The sequence below is a fragment of the Bacillus sp. C30 genome (assembly GCF_040838255.1).
Lineage (GTDB): Bacteria > Bacillota > Bacilli > Bacillales > Bacillaceae_G > Bacillus_A > Bacillus_A mycoides.
The window spans coordinates 1-6,237 of record NZ_JBFPJH010000192.1; the positions used below are offsets into that span (position 1 = coordinate 1).

Here is a 6,237-nt window from a genome sequence, read left to right on the forward strand (position 1 = left end):
AAGCGCCCGCAATCAATATTCAAAAATATGAGTCTCGTACATGGAGAAATGCATTTGTTCATTACGCAGTCGATTGGGATGAAACGATTCAAATTGCGGATACGAAGTATATTGCTTATGGCGGTGGACCAGCTGCTAATAAACGTTTTGTACATGTAGAGCTTTGCGAAACAAAAGATTACGAGAAGTTCAAACGTAGTTATGATAAATATGTGAAGTTACTTGCTAAAATCTTACGTGATCGTGGTATTAGTGTAGAAAAAGGATTGTGGACGCATAGTGATGTAACTCATCATCTTGGTGGTACAGATCATGAAGATCCACTTGATTACCTAAAATCTCATGGTGTATCTGAAGCTCAATTCCGAGCTGATGTGCAACGTGCATATAATAATTCAAATGTCGATGTTTCAGTTCCAGAAAAGCCATCTAAACCAGTAGAAGTTTCAACAGCTGTAACTGATGGCGTGGCTTATATTCAAGGTAACAACGTTAACTTACGCAAAGGTTCAGATACAAGCTATTCTAAAATTCGTCAGCTAAATAAACCAGAATCCTATATTGTGTGGGGTGAAAAAGACGGATGGCTTAATTTAGGTGGAGAACAATGGATCAAATACGATTCTTCTTATGTGAAGTTCGATAAGCAAAGCACAGTGGATTCATCTATTGTAGGTAAACACGTTGTTTCTAAAGTGAACAACCTACGTTTCTATGATGCTCCATCTTGGCAGGATAAAGATGTGGCTGGCTCTTTAGATACAGGATTAGGATTCACGATTGATGCGAAAGTAAGTGTCAACGGATCATCACAGTACAAAGTGCACAATAGCAAAGGACAGACGTACTATGTTACTGCAAATGGTTCCTATGTATACGTGAAGTGAGAAATGAAAAGAACGCCCTCTTAACCGAGAGGGAGTATGATAGATGATGGAAATATACCGAGGTACATTCTTAGTATATGTAACTAAATTTCTAGTGTGATCCCAAACCAAAAAGAGCGGACTTTATGATGTAAGAAAGGAAAAAGGCGTAATTTGAAACTCAGGTAATACGCCTTTTCCGTACTGTGAACAGTGAGTATGTTACAGGAGTGGGGTGTTGATTTTTAGTATATGCAATTAAGGGAAGTTTCCAAGTAACATCATTTTGGGGTAGTTTATAAATATTTGATTTTATTTTTTAAACATTCGAGATTCGTATTGTTTAATGTGTGTCTCATGTGAAAGAGTAATGGAAATTTCGTCTTCTCCATTCATCAGGAATTGCTTCCAATATGGAGAGATTTGAAAGGTTGTTTTAAAATGGTCATTGTCTCTAACGGTTTGTGCTTCTAAATCTATAATTAATTCTAAGCTTGTTTGTTCGGCCTTTTTTATTAAAAATTCCACATCTGTTTGATTTATTTGGATGGGCAAAATTCCATTTTTTATACAGTTGTTGTAGAAAATATCTGCAAAACTCGGAGCGATGATAACTTGAAAACCGTAATCAAGCAATGCCCAAGGGGCATGTTCTCTAGATGATCCACATCCAAAGTTTTGTCCGCTTATCAAAATGGTAGTCCCTTGGTATTTCTCTTTATTTAATGAAAAGTGTTCATTAGATGAGCCATCATCATTGAATCTCCAATGATAAAATAAAAATTTTCCGAATCCTTGACGATCGATTTTTTTTAAGAATTGTTTTGGAATAATTTGATCAGTATCCACATTTTCTTGGTTTAGTGGAAAAACTGTTCCTTGATGTTGACGAATTCCTGGCATATGATAATTCCTCCCTTTGAATTAAAAATTAGCTCTGAAACGTCCGAACGTCTGTAAATTTCCCTGTGATGGCTGCCGCAGCGGCCATCGTAGGGCTTACCAGATGGGTACGGGCGCCGTGTCCTTGCCGCCCTTCAAAGTTCCGATTTGATGTAGAGGCGCATCGCTTTCCAAATGGTACTATATCACTATTCATAGCAAGGCACATACTACATCCTGATTCCCTCCATTCAAATCCAGCTTCTTTGAAAATTTTATGAAGACCTTCCTTTTCTGCTTGAGCTTTGATATTTTGGGAGCCTGGAACCACAAGGGCTGTAACCCTGTTGTGCACTTTTTTTCCCTTTATGACTGCAGCAGCTGCTCTTAAATCACTTAATCTGGAATTTGTGCAGGAACCAATGAATACATAATCAATAGGGACTTCATTGATATTTGTACCTTCTGTGAGTCCCATATAGGCTAAGGCTCTTTTAACAGATTCTTGTTCGGCTTTATTTTTATATTGTTGTGGTGTAGGGATTTTTTGATTAATACCAATTCCCATTGATGGATTGGTTCCCCAAGTAACTTGTGGTTCGACACTTACTCCATCCATCTCAAGTATTAAATCGTAAATAGCTCCTTTATCAGAAGCATAACTTCTCCATTTTTCTACAGCGTTTTGAAATTCTTTCCCTGTTGGAACATATTTTTTTCCTTTTAAATATTTAAAAGTTACTTCATCAGGGCCGATGATGCCAGCTCTCGCTCCTGCTTCAATGGACATATTACACACAGTCATTCGCTCTTCCATAGAAAGTTTTTTTATGGTTTCACCAGTAAATTCAATGATATAACCAGTCCCCATATTAACACCGAATTTAGATATAATGGATAAAATAAGATCCTTTGCTGTTACCCCGAAGCCTAACGGTCCATTTACTTTTATTTGCAATGTTTTCGGTCTAGATTGCCAAAGGGACTGTGTAGCCAAGACATGCTCTACTTCACTGGTTCCAATTCCAAATGCAAGTGATCCGAAGGCACCATGTGTAGAAGTATGGCTATCTCCACATACAATTGTCTTTCCAGGTTGAGTCAGACCAAGTTCTGGTCCTATGACGTGAACAATTCCTTGATCAGGGTGATAAATATCTGCTAATTCAATACCAAACTCCTTACAATTTTCTTCGAGTTTTGACATTTGTATTTTTGATACTTCATCTTTAATTATATGCCTGTTTATTGTAGGGACATTATGATCCATCGTTGCAAAGGTTAGCTCAGGTCTTCTAACGGTTCGATTTTTTAACCTTAATCCTTCAAATGCTTGTGGAGAAGTGACGTCGTGTATAAGGTGAAGATCGATGTATAACAAATCGGGTTTACTGCTTTCGTGATAAATGACGTGATCATCCCATAATTTCTCAATGATATTTTTGGGGTTCAAAGTATTCCACTCCTTTTAGTTTAAGTTGAAAGTTATTGTGTAAGGGGACTTAATTAGAAGTGTTACAGGTGAATTAGGTTCCGTATAGCCTTGGATACAATTTTATCCCGTTACAATATATGTTATCTATATGTTTGCAAGATTGACCATAATACATGTGTTACTCCAAGATTCTCCACAATCAATTGGCTCATGCGACTTGTTCCAATTATTGAATCATTTTCTGTACTTTTTAAATCGGCAGTTCGATAGCCATCATTTAATACCTTTTCTACGGCCATTTCAATCATTGTAGCCTCTGTAGGCAATCTAAATGAGTGTCGCAACATCATGGCAACTGATAAAATCATAGCGAGTGGATTTGCTTTATCTTGACCCGCAATATCTGGTGCAGAACCGTGAACCGGTTCATATAGTCCGAAATAGTCTTCTCGTAAACTAGCAGATGGCATCATTCCAAGGGAGCCTGTTAGTACGGATGCTTCGTCACTAAGGATGTCACCAAATAAATTTTCCGTAACGATGACATCAAATTGTTTGGGTTGATAGAGGAGTTTCATTGCCGCCACATCGATTAGCAAGTGTTCAACTGTTACACTCGGATAACTTAGAGAAACTTCATCTACAACTTCTCGCCACATTCGACTGGACTCTAGTATATTAGCTTTATCGATCGATGTTAGTTTTTGTTTTCTACTTAATGCTATTTGAAAAGCTTTGTGAACGATCCTTTCAATTTCATTTCTTTCATATTGAAGTGTATCAACTACTACTTCTTTGTTTTTTCCTCTTCTTTCACTTGGTTTTCCGAAGTATAATCCTCCTGTTAATTCTCTAATAATGATAAAATCAACATTTTCAACTAGATGGGGCTTTAAAGGGGAGCTATCTAGTAAACTTTTGAAGGTAGAGACAGGGCGTAGATTAGAAAATAATCCTAGTTCTTTTCGGATTTGAAGTAACCCTTGTTCGGGCCGTAAATGAATGGGAATATTTGTCCATTTAGGACCTCCTACTGCTCCAAGTAATACAGCATCACTTGTTTTACAAAGCTGTAGTGTTTCTGGAGGAAGAGGATTGCCGTGAAGATCAATTGCAATACCACCAATTGCTCCTCTAGTTATTTCAAATTCATGACCAAACCAGTCCTCTATGATTTTTAGGACATCTAGTGCACTAGACATCACTTCTTCGCCAATTCCATCCCCCGGTAGTACAGCTATTTTCTTTTTCATTATTAAACCTCCAATTTTTATCTGTTATTTATTCTTTTATGTTTTAACTATGTTTATACGACTAGTATTTGGTGGATGAGGTTGTGAGGGGTTCTTGGAGCCTTTCTTAGGACGCTGTTATATAATTTTTGTGGGAGTTGGATTGAATAAAACGTCAACTAATGAAGATCCTCTCTCTGATATAAAAGATATTCTTGTAATACTAGGTACTCTTTCCATTTTACATAAGTTCCGTTTGATACTTTAACATAGCTGAAAATAAGATTAAATTGTATGTTCCATGGGCAAGAGTTAGAGTGGAGTTTTGGGTGCATAAATATATAGTCAAAACAATATTGAAACTAATAAATATAAGTCCTACTTATATTTTCCTCAAATCATTCGAAAAACCATGATTTTTTACATTCAAAGAAATTTTTGCATGATGATTTTCTAAAGAGGATTTATATAGTTTAAATGCCTTCCATATAATTTGAAATCTATGATTCATCCTGTTTCGTATTTGAATACTTCGCTTTTCTTTCTGTAAGAATGGTGAAAATGTCTTGATCCGTTACTGTTTTTTTCTTATCCGCGAGTTCTTTAAATACTGGAAAACTATCATTTAATATGGATTCATTTAGTTCAAATCCCAATTCTATAGCCTTATTATTAAAAGCATGTCGACCTGAATGTTTTCCAAGCACAAGACGATTTGTTATTACACCAATAAGTTCTGGTGTAATAATTTCATAGGTTGTACGTTCTTTTAAAACACCATCTTGATGGATCCCTGATTCATGTGCAAATGCATTATTCCCTACGATAGCTTTATTTTCAGGAACAACCATTCCAGTGAGCTTACTTACAAGGTTACTTGTGTGCTTAATTTCATTCAGCTTCAATCCTGTGGAAACCTTATAAAGATCTTCTCTAATATGCAGAGCTACAGCAATTTCTTCCAGAGCGGCATTTCCTGCTCTTTCCCCAATTGCATTGATGGTCCCCTCAACTTGATCTGCACCATTTTGTATTGCTGCTAATGAATTTGCAGTTGCTAATCCTAAATCATCATGAGTATGAGCCGATAGTTTTATTCCATCGATATTAGGAACATTCTCTTTAATAAAACGAAAAAGAGAACCATATTCTTGTGGAGTTATATATCCAACAGTATCTGGTAAGTTGATAATGGTTGCTCCTGCTTTAATTACTTCTGTGATAATTTTAACTAGAAATTTTTTATCTGATCGACAAGCATCTTCAGCACACCATTGTACATGGGTAAATTTTTGTTTTGCATATTTTACAGCTCCTACAGCTGCATTTAGTACTTGATCCTCGGTCATTCTTAGCTTATATTTCATATGAATCGGTGAAGTAGCAAGAAATATATGAATTCTTGGTTCGATGGATTTTTTTAATGCTTCCCATGTGATATCAATATCTGTTTCTTTTGCACGAGCGAGTCCAGTGACAGAGCTATTTTTAATTGTATCAGCAATCATTTTAACTGCTTGAAGATCACCTGTTGAGGCAGCAGGAAAACCTGCTTCAATAATATCGACTCCTAAACGTTCTAATTGTTTAGCTATTTCTATTTTTTCAAGAGCATTCAAATTTACACCAGCAGATTGTTCACCGTCCCTCAATGTTGTATCGAATATATCAATCTTACGCAAATCATAACACTTCCTTTGATCTTTTTTATAGTTACACCCGTGGTGCTAGTTGAATTTCTAGTGTCCAAAAGCCACGGAAATGAGTACATTTTCTCATTTTGAATGGAAGAAAATAGCGGTATTCAAGATGCTTTTGAACG

The 6,237-nt window shown here is 36.3% G+C and carries 4 protein-coding genes and 1 pseudogene; 1 reads left to right on the forward strand and 4 read right to left on the reverse strand.

Going from position 1 to position 6,237, the window contains the following annotated elements:
- A partial coding sequence (locus AB3X49_RS15915; RefSeq protein WP_367963261.1) for an N-acetylmuramoyl-L-alanine amidase occupies positions 1-887 on the forward strand: 887 nt, incomplete at its 5' end.
- A gap of 291 nt (positions 888-1,178) precedes the next feature.
- On the opposite strand, the gene leuD is transcribed toward AB3X49_RS15915, so the two are convergent.
- The 4 genes and pseudogenes from leuD to AB3X49_RS15935 form a co-directional block, all read right to left on the reverse strand.
- On the reverse strand, positions 1,179-1,769 hold the full coding sequence (leuD, locus tag AB3X49_RS15920) for a 3-isopropylmalate dehydratase small subunit (RefSeq protein ID WP_367963264.1): 591 nt from the start codon (positions 1,767-1,769) through the stop codon (positions 1,179-1,181).
- A gap of 28 nt (positions 1,770-1,797) precedes the next feature.
- Entirely contained in the window at positions 1,798-3,201 is a 1,404-nt protein-coding gene (leuC, locus tag AB3X49_RS15925) for a 3-isopropylmalate dehydratase large subunit (protein WP_367963267.1), read from the reverse strand.
- 122 nt (positions 3,202-3,323) lie between these two features.
- On the reverse strand, positions 3,324-4,436 hold the full coding sequence (gene leuB / locus AB3X49_RS15930) for a 3-isopropylmalate dehydrogenase (RefSeq protein WP_367963269.1): 1,113 nt from the start codon (positions 4,434-4,436) through the stop codon (positions 3,324-3,326).
- A 515-nt stretch (positions 4,437-4,951) separates the two neighbouring features.
- Positions 4,952-6,097, reverse strand: a pseudogene (locus tag AB3X49_RS15935) (2-isopropylmalate synthase); the annotation flags it as partial.
- Between the last annotated feature and the right edge of the window lie 140 nt (positions 6,098-6,237).